Annotated in this window: 20 protein-coding genes; 15 read left to right on the top strand and 5 right to left on the bottom strand. The window is 63.2% G+C overall.

Annotated features, from left to right (window positions below; genetic code table 11):
- Genes flhA through GWL_RS07040 form a run of 4 tightly spaced genes read left to right on the top strand, consistent with a single transcriptional unit; the run spans position 1 to position 5,180 of the window.
- Complete coding sequence (gene flhA, locus GWL_RS07025) at positions 1-2,109, top strand: flagellar biosynthesis protein FlhA (RefSeq protein ID WP_008328124.1); 2,109 nt, start codon at positions 1-3, stop codon at positions 2,107-2,109.
- Positions 2,106-3,599, top strand: a complete 1,494-nt coding sequence (gene flhF, locus GWL_RS07030; RefSeq protein WP_008328127.1) for a flagellar biosynthesis protein FlhF — start codon at positions 2,106-2,108, stop codon at positions 3,597-3,599. Before flhA ends, flhF begins: the two co-directional genes overlap by 4 nt.
- A 34-nt stretch (positions 3,600-3,633) precedes the next feature.
- Entirely contained in the window at positions 3,634-4,437 is an 804-nt protein-coding gene (locus GWL_RS07035) for an antiactivator of flagellar biosynthesis FleN protein (RefSeq protein WP_008328129.1), read from the top strand.
- Between the two features lie 5 nt (positions 4,438-4,442).
- Complete coding sequence (locus GWL_RS07040) at positions 4,443-5,180, top strand: RNA polymerase sigma factor FliA (protein ID WP_008328132.1); 738 nt, start codon at positions 4,443-4,445, stop codon at positions 5,178-5,180.
- A gap of 120 nt (positions 5,181-5,300) precedes the next feature.
- On the opposite strand, the gene GWL_RS07045 is transcribed toward GWL_RS07040, so the two are convergent.
- The 3 genes from GWL_RS07045 to flgA all read right to left on the bottom strand — a co-directional run bounded on the left by GWL_RS07045 (position 5,301) and on the right by flgA (position 7,107).
- Positions 5,301-5,759 (bottom strand): flagella synthesis protein FlgN, encoded by a 459-nt coding sequence (locus tag GWL_RS07045; RefSeq protein WP_008328133.1) that lies wholly within the window; start codon positions 5,757-5,759, stop codon positions 5,301-5,303.
- Positions 5,760-5,790: 31 nt separating this feature from the next.
- Positions 5,791-6,111, bottom strand: coding sequence for a flagellar biosynthesis anti-sigma factor FlgM (flgM, locus tag GWL_RS07050; protein WP_008328134.1), 321 nt, complete (start codon positions 6,109-6,111; stop codon positions 5,791-5,793).
- Between the two features lie 213 nt (positions 6,112-6,324).
- Positions 6,325-7,107, bottom strand: coding sequence for a flagellar basal body P-ring formation chaperone FlgA (gene flgA / locus GWL_RS07055; protein ID WP_008328135.1), 783 nt, complete (start codon positions 7,105-7,107; stop codon positions 6,325-6,327).
- A 228-nt stretch (positions 7,108-7,335) separates the two neighbouring features.
- Between flgA and flgB the strand changes: the two genes are divergently transcribed.
- The 11 genes from flgB to flgL all read left to right on the top strand — a co-directional run bounded on the left by flgB (position 7,336) and on the right by flgL (position 18,483).
- A complete protein-coding gene (flgB, locus tag GWL_RS07060) occupies positions 7,336-7,764 on the top strand; it encodes a flagellar basal body rod protein FlgB (RefSeq protein WP_008328136.1) in 429 nt (142 codons plus the stop codon).
- Between the two features lie 6 nt (positions 7,765-7,770).
- Positions 7,771-8,175 carry a flagellar basal body rod protein FlgC gene (gene flgC, locus GWL_RS07065; RefSeq protein WP_008328139.1) on the top strand — a complete coding sequence of 135 codons (405 nt, stop codon included), beginning with the start codon at positions 7,771-7,773 and terminating at the stop codon, positions 8,173-8,175.
- A gap of 14 nt (positions 8,176-8,189) precedes the next feature.
- Positions 8,190-8,915 carry a flagellar hook assembly protein FlgD gene (locus GWL_RS07070; protein ID WP_008328141.1) on the top strand — a complete coding sequence of 242 codons (726 nt, stop codon included), beginning with the start codon at positions 8,190-8,192 and terminating at the stop codon, positions 8,913-8,915.
- Positions 8,916-8,954: 39 nt separating this feature from the next.
- A complete protein-coding gene (flgE, locus tag GWL_RS07075) occupies positions 8,955-10,241 on the top strand; it encodes a flagellar hook protein FlgE (protein ID WP_008328143.1) in 1,287 nt (428 codons plus the stop codon).
- 120 nt (positions 10,242-10,361) lie between these two features.
- A complete protein-coding gene (gene flgF / locus GWL_RS07080) occupies positions 10,362-11,099 on the top strand; it encodes a flagellar basal-body rod protein FlgF (RefSeq protein WP_008328146.1) in 738 nt (245 codons plus the stop codon).
- A 65-nt stretch (positions 11,100-11,164) separates the two neighbouring features.
- Complete coding sequence (gene flgG, locus GWL_RS07085; RefSeq protein ID WP_008328148.1) at positions 11,165-11,947, top strand: flagellar basal-body rod protein FlgG; 783 nt, start codon at positions 11,165-11,167, stop codon at positions 11,945-11,947.
- 59 nt (positions 11,948-12,006) lie between these two features.
- Positions 12,007-12,666, top strand: coding sequence for a flagellar basal body L-ring protein FlgH (locus GWL_RS07090; RefSeq protein ID WP_008328151.1), 660 nt, complete (start codon positions 12,007-12,009; stop codon positions 12,664-12,666).
- A gap of 38 nt (positions 12,667-12,704) precedes the next feature.
- Positions 12,705-13,835 carry a flagellar basal body P-ring protein FlgI gene (locus GWL_RS07095; protein ID WP_008328152.1) on the top strand — a complete coding sequence of 377 codons (1,131 nt, stop codon included), beginning with the start codon at positions 12,705-12,707 and terminating at the stop codon, positions 13,833-13,835.
- Between the two features lie 46 nt (positions 13,836-13,881).
- Positions 13,882-14,853 (top strand): flagellar assembly peptidoglycan hydrolase FlgJ, encoded by a 972-nt coding sequence (gene flgJ / locus GWL_RS07100; protein ID WP_008328154.1) that lies wholly within the window; start codon positions 13,882-13,884, stop codon positions 14,851-14,853.
- Positions 14,854-14,998: 145 nt separating this feature from the next.
- Positions 14,999-17,329 carry a flagellar hook-associated protein FlgK gene (gene flgK / locus GWL_RS07105; protein WP_008328156.1) on the top strand — a complete coding sequence of 777 codons (2,331 nt, stop codon included), beginning with the start codon at positions 14,999-15,001 and terminating at the stop codon, positions 17,327-17,329.
- Between the two features lie 20 nt (positions 17,330-17,349).
- Complete coding sequence (gene flgL / locus GWL_RS07110) at positions 17,350-18,483, top strand: flagellar hook-associated protein FlgL (protein ID WP_008328160.1); 1,134 nt, start codon at positions 17,350-17,352, stop codon at positions 18,481-18,483.
- A 103-nt stretch (positions 18,484-18,586) separates the two neighbouring features.
- On the opposite strand, the gene GWL_RS07115 is transcribed toward flgL, so the two are convergent.
- Positions 18,587-19,987 (bottom strand): efflux transporter outer membrane subunit, encoded by a 1,401-nt coding sequence (locus GWL_RS07115; protein WP_008328162.1) that lies wholly within the window; start codon positions 19,985-19,987, stop codon positions 18,587-18,589.
- Between the two features lie 11 nt (positions 19,988-19,998).
- The gene (locus GWL_RS07120) at positions 19,999-21,963 is read right to left on the bottom strand and encodes a MacB family efflux pump subunit (protein ID WP_008328164.1); all 1,965 of its coding nucleotides are present in this window, start codon (positions 21,961-21,963) and stop codon (positions 19,999-20,001) included.
- Positions 21,964-21,966 lie beyond the last annotated feature (3 nt).

Consider the following 21,966-nt stretch of genomic DNA (forward strand, 5'->3'; position numbering starts at 1 on the left):
ATGGCAACCAAACTCAACACCATGAAAATCCCGGCCTGGGTCCCGATCAAGAATGGTCGGGCGCTGGCGGCGCCCATCCTCATCATCATGATGCTGGCGATGATGGTGCTGCCCTTGCCGGCCTTCATGCTGGATCTGCTGTTCAGCTTCAACATCTCGCTGTCGGTGATCGTGCTGATGACTGCGCTCTACACCGTCAAGCCACTGGACTTCATCGCCTTCCCGGCGGTGCTGCTGGTGTCGACCATGCTGCGCCTTTCGCTCAACGTGGCCTCCACCCGTATCGTGCTCACCGAAGGACATACCGGCCCGGATGCGGCCGGCAAGGTGATCGAGGCCTTCGGTCACTTCCTCATCGGTGGCAATTACACCGTCGGTATCGTGGTGTTCGTGATCCTGACCATCATCAACTTCATGGTGGTGACCAAGGGTGCCGGTCGTATCGCCGAAGTGGGCGCACGCTTCACCCTGGACGCCATGCCCGGCAAGCAGATGGCCATCGACGCCGACCTCAACGCCGGCCTCATCGGTGAGCCCGAGGCGCGCGCCCGCCGCAAGGAAGTGGCGCAGGAGTCCGAGTTCTACGGCGCCATGGACGGTGCCTCCAAGTATGTGCGCGGTGACGCCATCGCCGGCATCATCGTGACCGTGGTCAACATCGTCGGCGGCCTGGTGGTGGGCATGGTGCAGCATGACCTGGCCTTCGATGCAGCCCTGAAGAACTACACGTTGCTGGCCATCGGTGACGGCCTGGTGGCGCAGATTCCCTCGCTGATCATCTCGACGGCCGCCGGTGTGGTGGTCTCGCGCGTGGCCAACGATCAGGACGTGGGCGGACAGCTGATCAATCAGCTCTTCGCCAAGCCGGAGGTGCTCTACATCACCGCCATCATCATCGGCGGCATGGGCATGATCCCGGGCATGCCGCACATTGCCTTCCTGCTGCTGGCGGCGGCCATGGCGGGCGGCGCTTATGCCATCGGCAAGCGTACCGAAAAGGCCAAGACCGAGGCTGCTGCGTCGGCGCCCCAGGCAGCGGCTTCGGCCGCTGCGCCCTCCGAGGCCGAGGAGGCCACCTGGAACGACGTCATGCCGGTCGATACCCTGGGCCTGGAAGTGGGTTATCGCCTCATTCCGCTGGTGGACAAGGGGCAGGGCGGGGAACTGCTCAAGCGCATCAAGGGTATCCGCAAGAAGTTCGCCCAGGAGGTCGGTTTCCTGTCGCCGCCGATTCATATCCGCGACAACCTGGAACTGAAACCCTCGGCCTATCGCATCACCTTGAAGGGCGTGGAAGTGGGCAATGGCGAGGCGCATGCCGGGCAGTACCTGGCCATCAATCCCGGCATGGTGACCGGTCCGCTGCCGGGCATGATGACCTCGGACCCGGCCTTCGGCCTGCCGGCCGTGTGGATCGACAGCGGCCTGCGCGAACAGGCTTCCACCATGGGTTATACCGTGGTCGATGCCGGCACCGTGGTAGCGACCCACCTCAATCACCTCATCACCACCCATGCCGCCGAGCTGCTGGGCCGCCAGGAAGTGCAGAGCCTGCTGGACCACCTGGCCAAGGAAGCTCCCAAGCTGGTGGAAGACCTGGTGCCCAAGATGCTGCCGCTGGGCACCCTGCAGAAGGTCTTGCAAAACCTCTTGCTGGAAGGGGTGCATATCCGCGATATGCGCACTATCATCGAAACATTGGCCGAGCATGCCGCCCGCATTCAGGACCCGACCGACCTCACGGCGATTGTCCGGATTGCCTTGGGCCGGGCCATCGTGCAACAGATTTTCCCGGGCGAGAACGAGCTGGCCGTCATGGCCCTCGATTCCAAGCTCGAACGCCTGCTCATGCAGGCACTGCAAGCCAGCGGCGAGACCGGCGGTATCGAGCCGGGCCTGGCCGATTCGCTGGTACAGCAGACCGAGATGGCCGCGCAACGCCAGGAACAGATGGGCCTGGCGCCGGTGCTGCTGGTCGGCGCACCGCTGCGGACCTTGCTGGCGCGCTTCTTGCGCCGCGCCATGCCGCAGTTGCGCGTGCTGTCGCACGCTGAAGTCCCCGAGTCGAAAACGATTAAAGTTACCAGCCTAGTTGGAGGGCAAGCATGAACGTCAAGAAATTTATCGCCAATTCTTCTCGCGAGGCCTGGCGCCAGGTTCGCGAGGCGCTTGGTCCGGATGCCGTCATTCTCTCCAACCGCAACATTCCTGACGGGGTGGAGATCCTGGCCATGGCCAACGAGGACATGACCACCCTGGTGGCGCCGACCGGCGCACGCGATCCAAACGGACGTGCCCAGGCGGCTTCGCTGCAGCAGCAGTCGGGCTTGCCCAGCGCCCAGCAGCCGCGGCGTCCGGCCCTGCTGTCCTCCCCGGTGGCGCAGCAGCCCACTCGCGCAGCACGCCCCGAGAACGCGCCACTACTGGATCAGCCCGCCCAGGCGCGTACCCCGGCGCGCGCGGCAGAACCTGCGTCGGCCAGCGACGCCCGCGTCTGGCGCAGCCGCCGCGCCGAGCAGGCCGCTGGCGGCCGGGCAGCGACCTCGGCGCAGCAGGCGCAGGAGTCCGGCGAGCAGGATATGCGCCCGCGCTCGGCGCTGCCCGAATTCGATGGCAAGGACTATGACGAAATCCTGTCCGAGGTCATGAGTGAAATCCGCTCCATGCGCGGCGTACTGGAAACCCAGTTGGCCGAGATTTCCTGGGGCGGCACGCAGAAGCGCGACCCGCTCAAGGGTGTGGTCCTCAAGGAAATGCTGGCGGCCGGTTTTTCGGCCAGCCTGTCGCGTCTGATTACCGAAAACCTGCCCGCCAACTCGAAGTCGCAGGACATCATGTTCTGGGTCAAGTCGGTGCTGGCACGCAATCTCAACACCCTGGCCAACGAAAACGAGCTGCTCGAAAACGGCGGCGTCTTCGCCCTGGTCGGCCCCACCGGCGTGGGCAAGACCACCACCACCGCCAAGCTGGCGGCGCGCTGCGTGATGCGCCACGGCTCCGGCAAGCTGGCCCTGATCACCACAGACGGCTACCGCATCGGCGGTTACGAACAACTGCGCATCTACGGCAAGATCCTGGGCGTGATGGTCCACTCGGTCAAGGATGAGACCGACCTGCGCATCGCTCTGGAAGAGTTGAAAGGCAAGCACACCGTGCTGATCGACACCGCCGGCGTGGGCCAGCGCGATCAGATGGTAGCCGAGCAGGACGCCATGCTGGCCGGTGCCGGCGTGGACATCAAGCGCCTGCTGTGCCTGAACGCCACCGCCACCGGCGGGACCCTCAACGAAGTAGTGCATGCCTATTCCAGCTCCGGTCTGGCCGGCTGCATCATCACCAAACTCGATGAAGCCGCCACCATCGGCAATGTGCTCGATGTGGTGATCCGCCACAAGCTCAACCTGCATTACGTGGCCAATGGCCAGCGCGTGCCGGAAGACCTGCACGTGGCCAACAAGCTGTATCTGGCCGACCGCGCCTTCAAGCAGAAGCGCGAAACCGCGCCCTTCGAGTTCCAGGAGGGCGAGTTGCCGGGCGTGATCGGGCCGACCGCGATGTCGATGAATGACAAGGGCCTGCGCGAGGTGAGCTTTGGCTAGTTACGACATCGACCAGGCAGCAGGACTGCGCCGGATGCTGGAAAGGCCGGTGCCGCGACTGTTTACCTTCTTCTCCGTCCTCGGCGAGGAAGAGAAGAGCGCCATGCTCATCAACCTGGCGGCCTCGCTGTCCCAGGCCAAGCACAGTGTGCTGGTCGTGGATGGCGACGTGGCCAGTACCGGACTGTTGACGCGCATCGGCTTGCGCCATGACGTGGCCACGCTGCAGGAGGTGGCGCGCATGGAGCGTCCCTTGATCGAGGCTACCCGTCTGCTGCCGGAAGGATTTTCGATGGCGCGCATCGCCCGCCGCAGCGTTCCTTCGGCCACCGACCCGCACGCAGGACGGCTGGCCGAGATCTTCGACAGCCTGATTGGCCAGGCCGAGATCACCCTGGTCAATGGCGTGCTGGCGCGCGACCTGTCGCTGCCGGTGCCGACCATGGAAATGGGCGAGATCGTGATCCAGGTCTCGACCACGGCCTCGTCGATCAAATCGGCCTATGTGCTCCTGAAGAGCCTGAGCGACCGTATCGGTCGCCGTCCCTTCAGTCTCATCGTCAACGATGCCACCGAAGCCGAAGCCCGCACCGTCTATGCCAACATGGCCCAGGCTGCCAGCCGCTACCTGGCGGCGCAATTGAATTTCATGGGGTCGATTCCGGCCGATGACCATATCCGCCGGGCCACCGGGCAGGGCCGGGCGGTGATGGACGTGTTTCCCTTCGCCGGGGCGGCGCTGGCGTTCCAGCGCCTCTCCAAGCGCTTTACGGCGACCCCGGACGCGACCGGCAGCAGCTACCGCATGGCCACCGACGGTGCCAGCCTGGGAGTGTGACGTGCATGTATAACGTCAAGGGAAAAAAGGGCAAGAACGACGTGCTGGAGCAGCATGCGCCGCTGGTCAGGAAGCTGGCGCATCAGCTCAAGGCCAAGCTGCCCCCCAGCGTAGAGGTGGACGACCTGATCCAGGCCGGCATGATGGGCCTGCTCGACGCCGTCAACCGCTATGAGGAAACCCATGGCGCGCAGTTTGAGACCTATGCCGTGCAGCGTATCCGTGGCGCCATGCTCGACGAACTGCGCAGCAGCGACTGGCTGCCGCGCAGCATCCGCCAGAATGCGCGCAAGGTGGAAGAGGCCATGCAGACCCTGCTGCAGCAACTGGGCCGCCAGCCGCAGGAGGCGGAAGTGGCGCAGCACATGAAGATCAGTCTGAGCGATTACCAGGCCCTGCTGACCGACTGTGGTGGCCATCAACTGATTTATTACGAGGACTTTCACGACGACGAGGGCGGTCATGAGCACTTCCTGGACCGCTATCAGACCGGCGAGGGTGAGGATGATCCGCTGCAGACCCTGATCAACGGCGGTTTCCGTGAAGCAGTGGTGGATTCCATCAAGGCCCTGCCCGAGCGTGAGCAGCTCCTCATGGCGCTGTACTACGAGCAGGAAATGAACCTCAAGGAAATCGGTGCGGTCATGGGTGTCTCCGAATCGCGCGTATGCCAGCTGCACAGCCAAGCGATTTCGCGCATGCGTTCCTATCTGCGCGAGCATTCCTGGAGCGGGGTGGCCTGAGTCCGCAGTACGACAATGAGCAGCATGCCGTATTTGCCGATGCCTCATTTGCAGAAACGTTAACGACAAAGCCCGGCCATGCCGGGCTTTTTGCTGGTCACCGCGCCTGAGCGGGAAGCGCTACACCACACCCAGTCGACGGCCCGAGGATTTGATGCTGTTCTGACCGTCGGGGCCATAGAAATTGCCAGTGCCGGTCTTGCCTTGCAGAATCGTGAGTGCGCTCTGGTTGATGGAGAGCTTCTTGCCGATCAGCAGGCCATTGACGCGGTTCAGTTCCTTGGCATCCTGGGCCAGTTCGAAGAGGTCGGCCCAGAGATCGCGGTCGGCCTCGCTGGCCTGTTCATTCATCCACTTCTGCATGCCGGCTTCATCTGCGCTGTAGCCCAGCGTACCCAGCAAGGCATGACGGTTGCCAGCCAGGGTGGACATTTCAGCAACGATGGCAGCTTTTTCGGAAATGATGTCGGTCAGCCCTTCCGCAGTGGCTTCGGCCAGCAGAGCCTGTTCCTGGGTCAGTTTTTCCACCAGGCGCGACATGGCAGCGTGTTCCTGGGACAGTTTGCTGGCCGGATTCATGCGAAAGATCCTCTGCAAAAACGAAAGGTGATCAGGCCGGGCGGGCGCTGATGAGGGTCTTGACGGTATCGATCAGGCCATTGGTGACCTTCTCGGGATCGATCTGGAAGGTGCCATTGGCAATGGCGGCCTTGATCTCGGCCACTTTCTTGGCGTCAAAGCTGCTGCTCTTGCTGTCGCCCTTGGTTTCCAGCGCCTGGTAGGTGCTGGACAGGCGCACGCTGTCCGAGGTGGCGGCGGTGGCCGCCGCACCGTTGCCGGCGGCAGCGCCGCCCTGGGCGGTGGTGCGGGCTTGCGTCTGCGTCTGCTCGGTGTTGAGGGCAGCGGATTTGAGGGCGTCGTTAACGTTCACGGCAGTATTCCTTGTAGGGTGGGGGCGCAGCGCACCCGCCTGTCGTATGGATTATCGACCAGTTCTGGGCAAACTTTAACATTCCCGCACCTGAAATCAGCGCATTTCGGGTACTTTTCTTCACATTCCTGCCAGGGCGATCCGCTGCGTTCCGCCTGGGCGTTGTTCTCCGGGAAATTGCTTCATATCAATAAAGAAACCGGCCTGGCCGGCTCAATAATTGATTTCCAGGATCCCGCCGGCCTTGGCAATGCCGCTGACGACCTGGCCGGTTGCCGTGCGGGCCTGGGCCATCTGGCCTTCGTTGGCATTGGTCAGGGCGCGTGCTTCGGTGGAGATCTGGAAACCCGGTCCCGTCGAAACCACCCGCACCGCCTGGCCCTGCTGCACCACGCGCTGGTTGCGGATGGCATCCAGGCGCAGGGGCGTGCCGGCGCGCAGAGACATGTTGGCCACCCGGCCGACCACTTGCGATTCTTCGGTGACGACCCCGCTGGGCAGGGTCGACATGTCACCATGGATGCGGGTGACGTCACTGGCGCTGATGGTCTGGCCCTGGGCCAGCGGTACGGCGGCGACCAGGTAATCCGAGATCACCTGGACGTTGGCGCGCAGGTAAATGGTCCAGGGGGAGGGCGCCACGCACTTGACGCCGACCGTGGTGCGGCCGAACAGGCGGCCGCCATTGGGCATGAAGGCTTGCGGTTCCAGGCAGGCCGCCAGCGTGAGGCGTGTATCGACCGGATCGATGGTGACCGTGACGCTGCCGGGCAGGCCCGAGGTCTGGCCTTTCAGGAATTCTTCCGCCACTTGTTGCAAGGCTGATAAGTCCTGCTTTTGCGCAGTATTGGGCGTAGCGGAAATATTGGCCGTGTTGGTGCTGTTGGGGCTGCTCTGGGCGTGGGCAGGTGCAAGCGTCGCCAGGCCGGCTGCCAGCAGGGCCAGGGCGGCGAAGGTGCGGCGCAGGGCGCGCAAGGGGTGGTTCAGGTGTTTCATGTTGTGCAACTTGCCGGCAGGGCGTAGGCGAATCTTGGCAGTGATGTTACTTCGCGCGCGCGAGGTCAAAAGCGCAAACAGGGGAGGCTTTTCTCTCTTTATCGCCCCTTAGAGTCCGGGGACCGAACGTATGATCAAGCCTACGTAATTCCATCATCGGCGCAGTCCGCAAGCGGCCAGGCAAGGGCAGGCGAGAGCGGCGCAGCGACGGTATTTCCGGAGGACCCGATGGTCTCTAAGCTCGACGATTTTTTCCGTTTCAACGAGATGGCGCTGAACCTGCGGGCCCAGCGCCAGCAGGTGCTGGCGTCCAACATCGCCAATGCGGATACGCCCAACTACAAGGCGCGTGACGTCAACTTTGCCGATGCGCTCAAGAATGCGCTGGACAGCAAGAGCACCACCCTGCCGCCCCTGCAGCTGGAGCGCACTGCCGCGGCCCACGTGGCCGGTACCGCGCCCGACAATGGTCCGGGCAGCATCGGCGGTTCGCCTTTGCAGTACCGTACGCCGGCCCAGGGCAGCGTGGACGGCAACACGGTCGATCTGGACGTGGAACGCAATGAATTCGTCGACAACGGCCTTCGCTACGAAGCCGGCGTCACTGCCGTGAACGGCCAGATCAAGGCGATGTTGAACGCCATCCAACCGGGTTGATAAACCATGTCTCTTTCCAACATCTTCAACGTGGCCGGCTCGGCCATGAGCGCCCAGGCCCAGCGGCTCAATGCCACGGCCAGCAACATCGCCAACGCCGACAGTGCCACCAGCCCCGACGGTACGCCCTACAAGGCCAAGCAGGTGGTGTTCGAAGCCATTCCCGTGGGCGGGGTCAAGGACAGCGGCGTGAAGGTCGCGGCCGTGGTCGAGGACCAGGCCCCGCCCAAGCTGGTCTATGACCCCAAGCATCCCATGGCCGATGGCAATGGCTACGTGGCCATGCCCAACGTCAATCCGGTCGAGGAAATGGTCAACATGATCTCGGCTTCGCGCTCTTACCAGACCAATGTGGAAACGATGAACACGGCCAAGGCCATGCTCGTCAAGACCCTTACCATCGGCCAATAACCAGGACCTGAATCATGGCAATCGTCTCCAGTGACCTGCTCACCGCAATGAATGGTACGAGCAGCAGCTCGTCCACCACCACCAGCTCTTCCAGTCTGGACGACAACAGCCCGGACGCGATCCAGAATCGCTTCCTGACGCTGCTGATCGCGCAGATGAAGAACCAGGATCCCAGCAACCCGATGGACAACTCGCAGCTCACCACCCAGATGGCGCAGCTCTCGACCGTCTCGGGTATCAGCCAGTTGAACAACTCGCTGTCCACGCTGATGGGCAATCTCAATTCCTCGCAGGCACTGTCCACGGCCAACATGATCGGTCACAGCGTGCTGGCCCCGGGCAACAGCATCCAGCTGACCTCCGATACCACCAAGGACAGCAGCGGCAACGATGTCACCAGCCAGAAGGCCGTCTTCGGCGTGAACCTCTCCGGTACCGCTTCCTCGGTGGTGGTGACCATCAAGGATTCCACCGGCGCCGTGGTGCATACCACCGATCTCGGTACCCAGGCAGCCGGCGTGGTGCCGGTGATCTGGGATGGCACCAACAACACCGGCGGCAAGGTGGCCGACGGCAACTACACCTTCACGGTCAGCGCCTCCAACAACGGTACGGCGGTGAGTGCCTCGACCTTGTCCTTCGGCACCGTATCAAGCGTCTCGACTGCGTCGGACGGCGTCAAGCTCAACGTCTCCAACATCGGCACCATCAAGCCGACCGACGTCGTGCAAATTCTTTAATCGTCATTACCGACAACATTCGGAACAAGGGGATATCTCATGAGTTTTCAACAAGGTCTGAGCGGACTGAACGGCGCAGCCAAGAGCCTGGACGTCATCGGTAATAACGTGGCCAACGCCAGCACGGTGGGTTTCAAGCAGTCGCAGACGCAGTTTGCCGATATGTATGCCAATTCGATGAACCGTTCCGGCAATTCGCCGGTGGGCATCGGCGTGACCGTGGCCAACGTGGCACAACAGTTCACCCAGGGCAACATCAGTTCGTCCAACAATCCGCTGGATATCGCCATCAATGGCGATGGCTTCTTCCAGGTGGCTCCCTCGCTGACCGACCTGTCGCCGATGTACGGTCGCAACGGCCAGTTCCAGCTGGACAAGAATGGCTACATCGTCAATCCCAGCATGAACGGCGCTTACCTGATGGGCTGGGCGGCCGGTACTTCGGGAGGGGACCCGGTTGCGCTGCAGATTGATACCTCGGCCATTCCGGCCACCACGACGACTTCCATCACCACCAAGGTGAACCTGGATTCGCGCCTCGATACGCCGACCACCACGCCGTTCAATGCGGCCGATCCGACGACCTACAACAATTCCACGGGCGTGACCATCTACGACAGCCTGGGTAATCCGTACAGCGTCCAGACCTACTACGTCAAGCACGACCCGGACACCACCGTGACGCCGCCCACCACCAGCTGGGACGTCTACGCCAAGGTGGGTGACAAGACCCTGGTGACCACCAGCGGCGGTTCGGTCCCGCTGTCCCTGGGCACGATGACATTCGATTCCACCGGTGCGCTCATCAGCGGCGGCACGATGAGCATCGACCTCACCGCGACCGGCGCGAACTCCGATGTGGCTGCCGGCGGCGGCAACTTTGCCAGCGCCATCTCGCTCAGCTATACCGGCTCGACCCAGACCGGTTCGGCCTTCGTGAACCTGGCGCAGAGCCAGAACGGCATGCCGCCCGGCACCCTGTCCAGTTTCTCGATCGACAAGGACGGTTCCATCGTCGGCTCCTACAGCAATCAGCAGACCAAGAACCTGGGTACCGTGGTGCTGGTGAACTTCGCCAACCCGAACGGCCTGCAGCCGCTGGGCAACAACCTGTACCAGGCTACCGGCGCAGCCGGCAGCGCGCTGGTGGGCAAGCCGACCACCGGTACCTTCGGCACTCTGCAGGCGCGTGCGGTGGAAGACTCCAACGTCGACCTGACCGCCGAGCTGGTCAACATGATCGTGGCCCAGCGCGTCTACCAGGCCAACTCGCAGACCATCAAGGTGCAGGACACCGTGCTGCAGACCCTGGTCAGCCTGCGCTGATAAGTTTCACAGGATGTGCCCGGCGCGCCGTGCGGCGCGCCTGCTTCAAGGCTGCCGGCGTCGTCGGTGGCCGGTTTGAACCGATGGTGCCAGGGATGGACGCCATTACTAAGGGGTGATATGGATCGTCTGATCTATACAGCGATGTCGGGTGCCAAGCACACGCTTGAGCAGCAAGCCAGCGCCAGCAACAACCTGGCCAATGCCACGACCACGGGTTTTCGCGCCCAACTCAATACCTTCCGTTCGGCGCCGGTGGTGGGCCCGGGCCTGCCCACGCGCGCCTTCGTGGTGGATTCCACGGCCGGCAACGATTTTTCCCAGGGGCCGATTCAGGATACTGGCCGTGCTCTGGATGTGGCAGTGCAGGGCCGTGGCTGGATCGCGGTGCAGACCGCTGACGGTGGCGAAGCCTACACCCGCAACGGCAGCTTCAAGATCAACGAGAACGGCATCCTGCAGACCCAGAACGGCCAGTCCGTGCAGGGTGACGCCGGTCCGATCACGATTCCGCCGGATACCACCGTGGCCATTGCTGCCGACGGCACGGTGTCCTCGATCCCGACCAACGGCATTCCCAATGCGGTCAACGTGCTGGGTCGTATCAAGCTGGTCAACCCGGACGACAAGAATCTCCAGCGTGGTGATGACGGCCTGTTTCGCACCATCACCGGTGCCGCCCAGCCCGACGCCAACGTGCGCCTGGCCAGCGGTGCGCTGGAGGGCAGCAACGTGAACGTGGTGGAGGCGATGGTCAACATGATCAACCTGTCGCGCCAGTTCGAAATGAACATGAAAGTGATCCAGACCGCCGAGAGCGATGCGACCAAGGCGACCTCGATCCTGACGCTGTCCTGATGCTGGTCACGCACTTGACCTCAATGATGTACCCGCAGCGCAAGCGCTGATTACCGGAGAAACAAATGATTCGTTCCCTGTGGATTTCCAAGACCGGCCTGGATGCGCAACAGACGCAGCTGGACGTGATTTCCAACAACCTGGCCAACGTCAGCACCAATGGTTTCAAGCGTTCGCGCGCCGTCTTCGAAGACCTGCTGTACCAGACCGTGCGCCAGCCTGGTGCCCAGTCTTCGCAGCAGACGCAATTGCCCTCGGGCCTGCAGATCGGTACCGGTGTGCGTCCGGTGGCCACCGAGCGCATCTTCACCCAGGGCAACGTCAACCAGACCAACAATGACAAGGACCTGGCGATCCAGGGCAATGGCTTCTTCCAGATCCTGCTGCCCGACGGCACCACCGCCTACACCCGCGATGGCTCCTTCCAGACCGACAGCCAGGGCCAGATGGTGACCTCCAGCGGCTACACCCTGCAGCCGCCGATCACCATTCCGCTCAACACCACCAAGCTGACCGTGGGCCGTGACGGTACCGTCTCGATCATGCAGGCCGGTTCCACCGCTACCACGCAGATCGGTACCATCCAGGTCGCCACCTTCATCAACCCGGCTGGCCTGGAAAGCCGTGGCGAGAACCTGTACGTCGAAACCGCCGCTTCCGGTACGCCCAACCCGAACACCCCGGGGACCAACGGTGCCGGTGCCCTGTGGCAGGGTTACGTGGAAACTTCCAACGTGAACGTGGTGGAAGAGCTGGTCAACATGATCCAGACACAGCGCGCCTATGAAATCAACAGCAAGGCCATCACCACGTCCGACCAGATGCTGGCCAAGCTTTCGCAGCTGTAAGGCTTCGCGCAGTGGATGTTGAACAAGGTAGTCGGTAGCAGAAGAAGGACGAGGCAGAGATGAAGAGCATGCTGAAATTGGTCACCATGGCGGGCGTGTTGAGCGTGAGTGCTTGCACCACCGTTCCCGACAGTATCGTGACAGGCCCCAAGACGGCGCGTCCGCAGCCGGCGTCCTACGCGCCGCCGACCTCGGGTGCGATTTTCCAGTCGGCGGTCTATCGCCCCTTGCTGGAAGACCGTCGCGCGCGTTTGGTCGGTGACACGCTCACCATCATCATCAACGAGAAGACCAGTGCCGCCAAGTCCGCCGCGAGTTCGGCCAGCAAGACCGGCGAAGTGGCCTCGCCCGCACCGACCATCTTCGGCACCTCGATCAAGGAATTGTCGGCCTCCGGCAGTTCCTCCTCCAAGTTCGATGACAAGGGCGCCACGACCGCCAGCAATACCTTCACCGGTACCATCGGCGTGACGGTGGTGGAGGTGCTGCCCAACGGCAACCTGGTGGTCTCGGGCGAAAAGCAGGTGTCACTGGACAAGGGCGTGGAATACGTGCGCTTCTCCGGCACCGTCAGCCCCGACAACATCCAGACCGGCAACACCGTTTCCTCCACGCTGGTGGCGGATGCGAAAGTCGAATACCGTACCAACACCCGCGTGGACATGGCTGACTTCATGTCTTCGCTGGGCCGATTCTTCTTCAGCGTTTCTCCTTTCTGATGTGGAGTAGTGCAATGACCCGGAAAGGATTTTTCGCCATGGACATGATCAGGATGGGCAGCAAGCTGCTTTCGGCGGCAGCCGTTGCAGCGCTGTGCCTGGCAGCGGCCATGCCGGCCCATGCCGAGCGTCTCAAGGACCTGGCCAGCATCCAGGGCGTGCGCCAGAACCAGCTGGTCGGTTATGGCCTGGTCGTGGGGCTGGATGGCAGTGGCGACCAGACCACGCAGACGCCGTTTACGGTGCAGAGCGTCATCAGCATGCTGCAGCAGCTGGGCGTGAACGTGCCCTCCGGCACCAGCAGCAACATGCAGTTGAAGAACGTGGCTGCCGCCATGGTCACGGCCACCTTGCCAGCCTTCGCCCAGCCGGGCCAGTTGATCGACGTGACGGTGTCCTCCATCGGCAATGCCAAGAGCCTGCGTGGCGGCACGCTGCTGATGGCCCCCCTGAAGGGTGCTGACGGCCAGATCTACGCCATCGCCCAGGGCAACATCGTCATCGGCGGTGCGGGCGGTTCGGCTGCCGGCAGCAGCACCATCGTCAACCAGCTGTCGGCCGGCCGCATTTCCGGCGGAGCGACCGTGGAACGGGCCGTGCCCAGTTCGCTCGGCGGCGGCGACGCAGTCGTGCTGGAGCTCAATGACTATGATTTCTCGACTGCCAGCCGGGTGGTCGATGCGCTCAACAAGCGTTTCGGCAGCGATACCGCCGTGGCTCAGGATGGCCGTGTGATCCGTGTGCGCGCGCCCATTTCCAGTGGCGATCGGGTAGCCTTCCTCGGTGCCCTGGAAAACGTGGATGTCACCCCCGGCAAGCTGGCGGCCAAGGTGATCTTGAATGCCCGTACCGGCTCGGTGGTGATGAACCAGAGCGTGATGCTGGAGACCTGCGCGGTCTCGCACGGCAACCTGTCGGTAGTGATCCAGGCCGACAATGCGGTCAGCCAGCCCAATGCCCTGGCCGGTGGCCAGACGGCGGGGGTGCAGAATGCCCAGGTCTCCATCAACAAGGAGCCGGGCAAGGTCATGCTGTTGAAGGGCGGTGCTTCGTTGTCGGATGTGGTCAAGGCGCTCAATGCCATCGGCGCCACGCCCCAGGACTTGCTGGCGATCCTGCAGGCCATGAAGGCGGCCGGTTCCTTGCGCGCCGAACTCGAAGTGATCTGACGCTGCAGGCCGATTCAACATCCAACGCTTTCCACCAAGGTCATCCATGCTCAACAAGATCAACCCATCCAATCCGACCGAGAGTCTTGCCGTCGATGCGAATGGGCTGAATGGCCTGCGCGAGGCGGCCAAGCAGAATTCACCGGAATCCATCAAGGGTGCCGCCAAGCAGTTCGAGGCCATGTTCCTGAACATGGTGATGAAGAGCATGCGGGATGCCACGCCGCAGAACGGGCCGTTCGACAACGAGCAGACCAAGATGTTTACCTCCATGCTGGACCAGCAACTGAGCCAGAGCCTGGCCCAGCGCGGGGTCGGGCTGGCCGATGTGCTCACGCGCCAGCTCTCGGCCTCGCTGCCCAAGAAGCTGCCTGATGCTCAGGACCTGGACGGCAATTCCACACCGGGCGATGATGGCCTGCCGATGGGCATCCCGCTGGTCAAGGACATGAGCGATGCCGACCGCGCCAAGTTCATCCAGAGCTTCGCCAGCCAGCAGGCCGCCGAAAGCACCGACCAGGACGGTCGCAACAAGCAGCGCCGCAGTTCCAACAAGCCGGCCCATGTGGAAGCCTTCCAGAACCGTTTGCAGGCCGATGCCGAACTGGCCAGCAAGATGACCGGCATCCCGGCCAAGTTCATGCTGGCGCAGGCGGCGCTGGAAACCGGCTGGGGCAAGAAGGAAATCGTCACCCGCGACGGTCGTTCCGCCCACAACCTGTTCGGTATCAAGGCGACCGGCAACTGGACCGGCAAGGTGGTCGAGGCCACCACCATCGAATACATCAACGGCAAGCCGCAGAAGCGCGTGGAAAAATTCCGCGCCTATGATTCCTATGCGGATGCCTTCAAGGATTACGCCAACTTGCTGCGCAGCAATCCGCGCTACGAGAAGGTCCTGGCCAGCGCCCAGGATGCCCACGGTTTCGCCTACGGTCTGCAGCGCGCCGGTTATGCCACCGATCCGCACTATGCGGAAAAGCTCTCGCGCATCATCCGTACCTCACTGTCGGCCTGATCCCGCGCCGCCGCAGGGCATGATCGCGCGGCAAGCTCATCGGTTCCGACCGGAAACAAATTCGGGCCGGAGCCGCTAAAGTTTTGGTCAATCCTGCCGTTGACTTGGTTATTCCGCTAAAAGCTTTCAGGGACGACAACCTAGCATGGCAACTAACATCTTCAGTATCGGGCAAAGCGCGTTGCAGGCGGCCATGGCGGCGCAGGCCACCACCAGCCACAACATCTCCAACGCCACCACTCCCGGCTACAACCGCCAGGAAGTCGTGCAAAGCTCGGCCGGCGGCATCAACTATGGCTACGGCTTCGTCGGCCAGGGTGCCCAGGTCACCCAGATCAAGCGCATCTACAACGATTTCCTGACCAAGCAGGCACTGGCCTCGCAGAGCTCGGCGAGCTCGCTGGATTCGTATTACTCGGAGATCTCGCAGATCAACAACACGGTGGCCGACACCAAGGCCGGTCTGTCGCCGGCCCTGCAGGATTTCTTTGCGGCCGTGCAGAATCTGGCCTCCAACCCGAATACCCAGGCCTCGCGCCAGTCGGTGCTGTCGCAGGCGTCGACCCTGGTGGCGCGCGTGTCCAGCATCAACGACCAGCTCGCCCAGAGCAGCGCCAGCGTCAACAGTCAGATCACCTCGACGGTGACCACCATCAATTCCTACGCGCAACAGCTCGCCCAGTTGAACCAGGCCATCGTCAATGCCGTGGGGACCGGCGGCGGGCAGCAGCCCAACGATCTGCTGGATCAGCGCGACCAGTTGGTGGCGGAGCTCAACAAGTACGTCAAGATCACCACGGTGCCGCAGGATACCGGGGCGGTGAGCGTGTTCATCGGCACCGGCCAGTCGCTGGTGACCGGTGACCAGGTGACCCAGCTGGCGGTGACCAATTCGCCCACCGATGTCTCTCGTCTGCAGGTCGGCCAGGTGCTGCCCGGTGGCGGCACGGCGACCATTCCCGACAGCTTCTTCTATGACGGTGGCAGTCTGGGTGGCCTGCTGAAGTACCGTACGGAAACCCTGGATCCGACCCAGAACGCCCTGGGCCGCATCGCCATCGCCATGGGGACCGCGTTCAATGAACAGCAAAAGCTGGGACTGGACCAGAACGGTAACGCGGGCACCGACATGTTCAACGTCAGTTCGCCCAACCTGATCGGCTATCCGACCAATACCGGCACCACCAACCTGACGACGACCATCAGCGACCCCTCGGCGCTGAGCACGAGTGACTACACGCTGACCTACGACGGCACCAACTACACCTTTACGCGTCTGTCGGACAACACCAAGACCGTCAAGGCCGCCGGCGACTTCCCGGTCACGCTCGACGGCGTGACCTACTCCGACGGTGGCTCTCCGGCGGGCGCGCCGACCATGGCCAGCGGCAATATCTACAAGATCCAGCCGACGGCCAACGGTGCCGCGGCCTTCTCGCTGCTGCTGAGCAATACCCAACTGCTGGCCACGGCCGCGCCGATCTCGACCTCGATCAACGCGACCAACAACGTCAACGCCAGTACCGGCGCCAGCAACACCGGCAACGCGATCATTTCCAACACCTCGCTGGATCCGAGCTCGTTCAAGCAGGGTTCGTCGGTATCGTTCAGCACTACGCTCGATACCACGGTGACGCCGAACCAGCTCCAGCTGGCCGCCACCTGGACCAACAATACGCCCGCGCCGGACGTGACCTATACCAACCCGGACGGGACCACCGGTACGGCCACGGGCGGGGCCGCGTTCAATTACACGCCGGGCATGACCATCAGCAGCGGCGGCGTGACCTATACGCTGACCGGTACGCCCAGCACCGGTGACACGTTCAATTTTGCCCCGGTGGCGGCCAACAAGGGCACGGCGACCATCAGTACCGGTTCGGTGACGGCGGACTACCTGACCACGACCACGCCGCTGACCAAGCCCACCACGCTGAGCTACGACAGCACGGCCACGCCCCCGGTGTTCGTCATGTCGCCGGCAGCGCCAGGTACAGGCACCATTACCCATCTGGACGGCACGACCACCACGATCAATGCGGGTGATACCAACATCCCGTACAAGGCCGGCGATACCTACGAGATCAGCGGTGTGAAGTTCCAGATCTCCGGCCAGCCCTCCAATGGCGACCAGTTCACCATCTCGGCCAACACCAATGCGGCGTCGGACAATCGCAATGCGCTGGCCATGGCCAACCTGCAGACGGCCAACACCATCAATGGCACCAGCTTCCAGGGCTCCTACTCGCAGCTGGTGGCCACCATCGGCAACAAGACCAACGAGATCAACGTCACCAATACGGCCGAGAAATCGCGCCTGACGGCGATCCAGACCCAGCAGCAGTCCGAGTCCGGCGTCAACCAGGACGAGGAACTGGCCAACATGATCCGCAACCAGCAGCAGTACCAGGCTGCGGCCAAGATCATCCAGGCCGCCAGCGACATGATCAATGTCCTGCTCACCCTGGGCAGCTAATCAGTTAAAGGAAGATGACCATGCGTATCAGCACCCAGATGCTCTATCAGTCGAGCAACAATGACCTGACCAGCATGCAGGGCCAGATCCTGAAGCTGACCCAGCAGGTGACGGCGCAGCAGAAGGTCTTGCTGCCCTCGGATGATCCGGTGGCCGCCGCCCGCGCCCTGGACATGACCCAGACCTCGGCCCTGAACGACCAGTACAAGACCAATCGCCAGAACGCCAACAGCGCCCTGTCGACCGTGCAGGGGACCCTGGACAGCCTGACCAACATGCTGACCAAGCTCAAGTCCAATGTCATCACTGCAGGCAATGCCTCGTATTCGAATGCCGAGCGCATCAACATGGCTTCCGAGATCAAGGGCAACCTCAACGAAGTGCTGGGCTATGCCAATGCCCAGGACGGCCAGGGCAATTACATCTTCGCCGGTTTCAAGAGCACCACCCAGCCCTTCACCCTGGACGGCACCGGCGGCGTGGTCTACAACGGCGACCAGGGCGCCATGACGCTGCAGGTCGACTCGACCCGCCAGATGGATATCAGCGCCTCGGGCCAGACGGTGTTCCAGGGCAATGGTCAGGATATCTTCAAGACCATGACCAACATGATCAATGTGCTGTCCGTGCCGGTGACCGAAGCGGCCAACACTGCCGACGAGACCGCTGCCAACAATTTCGAATATCCGTCCGGTTCCGGCCAGACCCCGATTGCCGCCTACAAGACGGCACAATCTGAACTGGATGCCCTCAAGCCGGACGATCCGACCTATCAGGCCAAGTTCACCGAAACGGCGGCGCTCAAGCTGCAGGCCGATGCTGCCGATGCGGCGCGTACGCCGGTGGCGGGCAGCCAGGCAGCGCTGTCGCGCAACCTGGCCAAGTTCAATACCCAGATTGACTCGATTGCCAGCAGTGTCTCCACCGTCAAGGCGTCCATCGGTGCCCGCCAGAACGAGCTGGACAACCTGGATGCGGCCGGTGAGGTCAACAAGGAAAACTACACCCAGACCATCAACAACCTGCTGGGCCGCAATCTTTCCGATACCAGCGAGCTGATCAGCGACCTCACGCTCAAGCAGACCTATCTGTCGGCAGCCCAGAAGGTCTTCGTCACCACCAGTGGCCTGACTTTGCTGAATTACCTCAAATAATGAAGTTACCTTCACAGCGACGGCGTTGCAGGCCGATCGCAGTGAAGGAAAATGCAAAAAGGCGAACCCGCGGGTTCGCCTTTTTGCTTGGGGCCATCGCGTTTCACCGGGGAGGAGTCGCGCGGGCATCGCCACCCAGGGCCTGGTATAGCGTCATCTGGTTCTTCAACTGGTTCAGCCGCACCTGGGCCAGGGTGTCCTCGGCGCTGCGGCGCTTGTCCTGCTGGTCCAGCCAGGCTTGCAAGGTGGCCGAGCCGGCCCGGTAACGCAGCGCGTAGAGCTGCTCGGCCGCGCGTGCCACCTCGACGTTGCGGGCCTGCAGCGCCTGCTGCCGGGCATATTGCTCGCGCGCCGACAGGGCGTTTTCGACATCGCTGAAGGCGGCGTACAAGGTCTGGCGGAACTGCGTGAGGGCACTGTCGTAGTCGGCCTGGGAGACGCCGACCTTGAGCTTCATCTGGGTCTGTTGCAGGAAGGGCAGGGTCAGTTGCGCGGCCAGCGAAGCCACCGGATTCTGCACCAGACGCAGCAGGGCATCGCTGCTGGTGCCGAGCGAGCCGGTCAGGCTCAGCTGCGGATAAAAGCCGGTCCGTGTCAGGTCGACATTGGCCAGGGCTTCGCGCAGTCGCAATTCGGCTGCCCGCAGATCCGGACGTCGTCCCAGCAGTTCGGCCGGCAGGCCCGCCGCCAGGGACGGCAAGGGCTGCTCCGGCAGGGCCGGCGGCAGTTGGCGACGCTGGCCGGGCGGACTGTCGAACAGGATGGCCAGGGCATTGTCATTTTCCACCCGCTGCTGCACCAGTTCGGTATAGCTGGATTGCTGGCTCAGCAGGTTTTGCCGGGCCGTGAGCACCTCCAGGGATGACACCGCACCGGCACGGTACTGGGTATTGACCAGGTCCAGCGTCTTCTGCGCGTAGGCGATGCTTTGTTCGGCGTTCTGGATGCGCTGGTTCAGGTAGGCGCCGGTCCAGTAGAGGTTGGCGGTGGTGCCGACCAGGGCCAGGGCAGTGGCGGCGCGGTCCTGCTCGGTGGCCAGGGCTTCCCAGCGGGCCACGTCGTAGTTGGCGCCCAGGCGGCCCCACAGGTCGACTTCATAGGACAGGCTCACCGAATTCTGGCTGGCGCGGGTGGTCTGGCCGTTGCCATCGAGCGCTTTGCCGGCACTGCTGCCGAGCTGGGCGCTGAGGGCCGGGACGAAGGCATCGTTGGCGATCCCGGCCTGCAATTGGGCGCGCCTGAGCTTGATGGTCGCCACCGCCAGGTCGTTGTTCTTGCGCAGGGCCTCATCGATGAGGCCGTTGAGGGTCTGGTCGCCGAAGGCTTGCCACCATTGGCTGGCGTTGACGCCAGCGGCCGGGTCACCCTGTTGCCAGGCCGCAGGGGTCCGGGTCGCCGGTGCAGTGTAGGGAGTGCGCACCAGGCTGCTGCAGCCGCCCAGCAGGGCCAGGGCCAGCAACAGCGTCAGGCGGGAAAGTGAAGGGAAATTCGGGAGCTTGGACATGGCGTGCAATTTCATTCGCGGGCGAGGGCGTCCACCGGATTGAGGCGCGCGGCATTGCGCGCCGGCAGGAAACCGAACACCACGCCGATCAGGGTGGAGCAGGCAAAGGCGCTGACGATGGAGACAGTCGAATAGATCAGGTGGAAACTGCTGACGAAGTGGGCAAACACCGCGCCAAAGGACAGCGCCACCAGCACGCCCAGCAGTCCGCCGGCCAGGCAGACCAGCACCGCTTCGATGAGGAACTGCTGCATGATGTCGCCCTGGCGCGCGCCCACGGCCATGCGCACGCCGATCTCGCGGGTACGCTCGGTGACCGAGACCAGCATGATGTTCATCACGCCAATGCCGCCCACCACCAGCGAGATCAGCGCAATCATGGAGACCAGCAGGGTCAGCGTGGCGGTGGCCTTCTCGATGGTCTGGCGGATGCTGTCGGTGTTGAAGATGTAGAAGTCCTTGGTGCGATGGCGCAGCGTCATCAGTTGCGTAATGCCCTGCTCGGCGGCCGCGCTGGGGACCTTGTCGCTGACCCGCACGGTGATGCCGCTCAGGTAACGCTGGCCGATCACGCGGGTCATGGCGGTGGTGTAGGGCACCCAGACATTGAGGGCGCTGTTGTTGCCGAAGCCGTTCTCGCGCTTCTGCGTCACGCCGATCACGCGGCATGGCACGCTGCCCAGGAAGATCACTTCGCCCAGTGCATTGCCGCCGTTGGGGAAGAGCTTCTTGTAGGTATTGGCATCGATCACCACTTCCTGCGCCTGGCGGCGGATGCCGTCGTTGTCGAAGCTCATGCCCTGCGCCATCTTCAGCCCGCGTACGCGGAAATATTGCTCGCCCACGCCGTTGATGGTGGCGCTGACCGAGATGTTGCCATAGCGTGCGGAGGAGGCCGTGGACACGCTGGGTGTGACACTGTCGACATAGTTCTGCTCGGCCAGGGCGGCGGCATCTGCGGGCGTGAGGGTGCGGATGGCGGCTGATTTCATGTCGCCGAAATCGGTGCCGGGGAAGATGTCGATGGTATTGGTGCCCATGGCGCTGATGTCCGACAGGATCTGCGCGCGCGAACCGCTGCCCAGGGCGACCACCGATACCACCGAGGCGATGCCGATGATGATGCCCAGCATGGTCAGGAAGCTGCGCAGGCGGTGCGCATTCATGGCCAGCAAGGACATGCGCAGCGCTTCCTTGAAGCGATCCAGTCCGGCGCGCCAGGCGCTGGCCTGTCGGCTCTGCTGGCCTTGCTGCTTGTGCGCGCTGCTCACCGCTGTCGCTGCGGGTACCTGGTTGCGACGATCCGCAACGATCACGCCGTCCTTGATCTCGATGATGCGCTGGGCATTGCCGGCCACCTGCATGTCATGCGTGACGATGATGATGGTGTGGCCTTCGGCATGCAGTTCCTTGAGGATGTTCATCACCTCGTGACCGCTGTGGCTGTCCAGCGCGCCGGTCGGTTCGTCGGCCAGGATCACGTCGCCGCCATTCATCAGCGCGCGCGCAATCGAGACGCGCTGCTGCTGCCCGCCCGAGAGCTGGCCCGGCTTGTGGTGGCCGCGCTCGGCCAGGCCCAGTCGCGCCAGCAGTTGCGCGGCGCGCTGGCGGCGCTGGGCCGGTTCCTGACCGGCATAGACCGCCGGTACTTCCACGTTGGCCGTGGCATCCAGGTCCGAGAGCAGGTGATAGCGCTGGAAGATGAAGCCGAAATGCTCGCGCCGCAATTGCGCCAGTTCATCCGGCTCCAGCTTGCCGGTCTCGCGTCCGGCGACCAGGTAGCTGCCGGCACTGGGCTTGTCCAGGCAGCCGAGGATATTCATCAGAGTCGACTTGCCCGAGCCGGAAGCGCCGACGATGGCGACCATCTCGCCGGCAGCGATGTCGAGGTTGATGTCGTTGAGCACGGTGATGGTGTCATCACCGGCGGGAAAGTCGCGGCGCAGTCCGCGCAGTTGCAACAGGGGCGTCGTCATGGC

The sequence above is a fragment of the Herbaspirillum sp. GW103 genome (assembly GCF_000261365.1).
Taxonomy (GTDB): Bacteria; Pseudomonadota; Gammaproteobacteria; order Burkholderiales; family Burkholderiaceae_D; genus Herbaspirillum.